This is a genomic window from Pseudomonadota bacterium, assembly GCA_030860485.1.
Classification (GTDB): Bacteria; Pseudomonadota; Gammaproteobacteria; order JACCXJ01; family JACCXJ01; genus JACCXJ01.
This window is the reverse complement of the sequence record JALZID010000233.1, coordinates 1-2415: the sequence shown is the minus strand read 5'-3', so window position 1 is coordinate 2415 and position 2415 is coordinate 1. Positions and strand designations below refer to the sequence as shown.

Genomic DNA, 2415 nt, shown 5'->3' with positions numbered 1-2415 from the left:
CTCACCTTGCAGCGTTCGACTACTTGTGTTCAGGTACTCTGCTGGAGCGAACCAAACTGTGGGGGAAGCCCAACTGCCGTTGCGCCCAGGACCCCGCGGCGCGCCACGGCCCTTACTACGAGTGGGGCCACATGAAGCGGGGCAGCTCGTCCACCGCTAAGTCTCCGCGGCGCAGGCCGAGCTCTTACGCCAGGCGATCGAGAACTACCGTGGCGCGCAGCAACTGCTGCGGGAGTGGGAGGAGCAAACCGAGCGACTCATCGACGCCGAAGCGCCGTACCCACGCTGAGCCCCCCACCCTGCGGGAAATTACGCCGAAATGCGCGCCGAGATGTGCGGAATGTAAGGCCCGAGTGGCCCTACATAGCATCTGAACCCCAACCGACACCCGATTCGTCCGCTTCAGCTCCCTGAGCCGACAGCCCCCTTTGGCCTGCACTCGCGCGAGACGCCAACAGGTCCCGAATCCTGGCGCCTCGGGCTGATGCATGGCCCGGAAAGTCCCCGATCCTGGACCGCGATCTCGCGTGTTTGACAGCTAACGGGTCCATCAGTACTATTCCTCTTGCCGAAAAAGGGCGTTTAAAATTCCTATACTTCTCGGGAACGTGACTCTCTGCATTAGGTGGCTCATCCGGAAAGCAACCCATGTGCACCCGTCTCGTTCCTTCAGACCCTGTCCTAGCAATTTGTCTCGTGTTGTACGCAGGTGCGTCCGGCGCCGAACCGGCCGATGCCGCGGCGGGGAAGGAACCGGCTCCGACGGCCACAGCACCGGAACTTCTGTCAATCGCGGAGCAGCATAAGCAGCAGATCGCGCACTTGGAGTCGGAATACGGCGCCTACGACGCGCGGCTCGGCGAGCAGCTGCTGAGCCAGGGGCGCGTCTACCAACAACTGAAGGATCACACCCGCGCGCTGGAGGCGCTGAAACGCGCGCATCACATCAAGCGCGTCAATGGCGGGCTGCAGAGCCTGGGCCAGGTGCCGATCCTGCAGAACATCACCGAAAGCAACATCGCGTTGCGGGACTGGGATGCGGTGGACCGGAATTTTGACCAGTTGCTTTGGATCTACCGCCGCAATTACGCCGATGGGGATCCAGAGCTGCTGAATATCTACGACCAAGTCGGGCGCTGGAAGATCCAGGCCTACCGCGACGGGTTGCTGAAGTCCGATGCCTACACCCCGTAAGCGAGGCGGCCTACCTGTTCTCCAAGGCTATCACCCTGACGGAACAGCGCGTCGGCCAGAGGGACCCGCGCCTCATCGACCTGCTGTACGGCGACGCCCTTGCCCGGGCGCAGGACGAAAAGTATCTGGACATGGAGCGGCGCTTCTTCGCGGCGCCCAAGTCCCTGGAGCGCATCGTCTCCATTCACAATGCCCATCCGGAGCTGCCGCCCGACTCGCGGGCCGAGGCACTCACCCCCCTGGGGGGACTGGTACTTGATGCGCGGCAGCACGAACACGGCCCTGGAGCACTACCAGCAGGCCTGGCAATTGCTGCAGGGCGCGCCCGACGGCCGCAAGAAGTTGGAGTCGCTGTTTAGCACCCCTGTGGCCCTGCCGGCGCTGCGCCTCTCGATCCCCAGCGTGGATAAGGAAATCGCTCCGGAGAACCCGGCCGAGTTTGTGACCGTCACCTTCGACGTCAGCAAGAACGGGCGCGTGTACAATGCGCGGATCACGGAACAGAGCCCCAACGCCATCAGCTCGGCGCGACGCAGGGCGCTGGAGTCGCTGCGCGGCAATCGCTTCCGCCCGCGCCTGGAAAACGGCGTGGCCGTGGACACCGTGGGGTCGGTCAAGCGCTTCCCCATCAACTGAACCGGATGCCCTCATGCGCCTGATATCACTGCACGAGCTTCGACCCTTGGTCATCCACGCTGTGCTGTTGCTGGCCGGCGCCGGCTGTTCGACGCCGCCGAGCCAGCCCACGACGCCGACCATGCCGCAACCCCAGTCACAGAGCACGCAAAGCGTATCACCGTCCTCGCCAAAGTCATCGTCGCAGACCAGCTCCCGCTCACAGAGCGGGGCACAGTCCCCGGCAACGACAGCGGGGCAAACACCGCAGGCCGCACCGAGCGCCGGAGACACGAGCCAGAGCAGCGCTTCCGACAACCGTTCGAACGCCGGTTCGCAGTCCGCCACCGGCGCGGACGCCGGCCGGCAGCAAGCGGGTGAAGGCACCGTGCAGTCGGGCGCGCAGACGGAGGATCAAGTCCTCGATGCGGCCCTGGAAACCTTCGACAAGGACATGCAAGGCGCGGCTAAAACGGCAGGCGGCGAGCCGGGTGTGCAGGAGAAGGCTACTGCTGAATCTGGCAGTCCGCCCCCGCTGGGCGCCCCGGCCGACATCGGCCCCTCACCGGCAGGATCTGCGGCAGGCGGCGCGGCGCACGCCGGAAA

At 65.0% G+C, this 2415-nt stretch carries 4 protein-coding genes; 3 read left to right on the top strand and 1 reads right to left on the bottom strand.

The features are described 5' to 3' along the window. Positions 1–696 precede the first annotated feature (696 nt). On the top strand, positions 697–1194 hold the full coding sequence (locus M3461_14300) for a hypothetical protein (GenBank protein ID MDQ3775429.1): 498 nt from the start codon (positions 697–699) through the stop codon (positions 1192–1194). On the opposite strand, the gene M3461_14295 is transcribed toward M3461_14300, so the two are convergent. Further along, a complete protein-coding gene (locus M3461_14295) occupies positions 1182–1466 on the bottom strand; it encodes a hypothetical protein (protein MDQ3775428.1) in 285 nt (94 codons plus the stop codon). The two genes, M3461_14300 and M3461_14295, sit on opposite strands and share 13 nt — an antisense overlap. On the opposite strand from M3461_14295, the gene M3461_14290 reads away from it, so the two are divergent. Further along, the gene (locus tag M3461_14290) at positions 1453–1830 is read left to right on the top strand and encodes an energy transducer TonB (protein ID MDQ3775427.1); all 378 of its coding nucleotides are present in this window, start codon (positions 1453–1455) and stop codon (positions 1828–1830) included. The two genes, M3461_14295 and M3461_14290, sit on opposite strands and share 14 nt — an antisense overlap. Positions 1831–1843: 13 nt before the next feature. Continuing rightward, the coding region (locus tag M3461_14285) for a hypothetical protein (GenBank protein MDQ3775426.1) at positions 1844–2415 on the top strand (572 nt) is incomplete at its 3' end.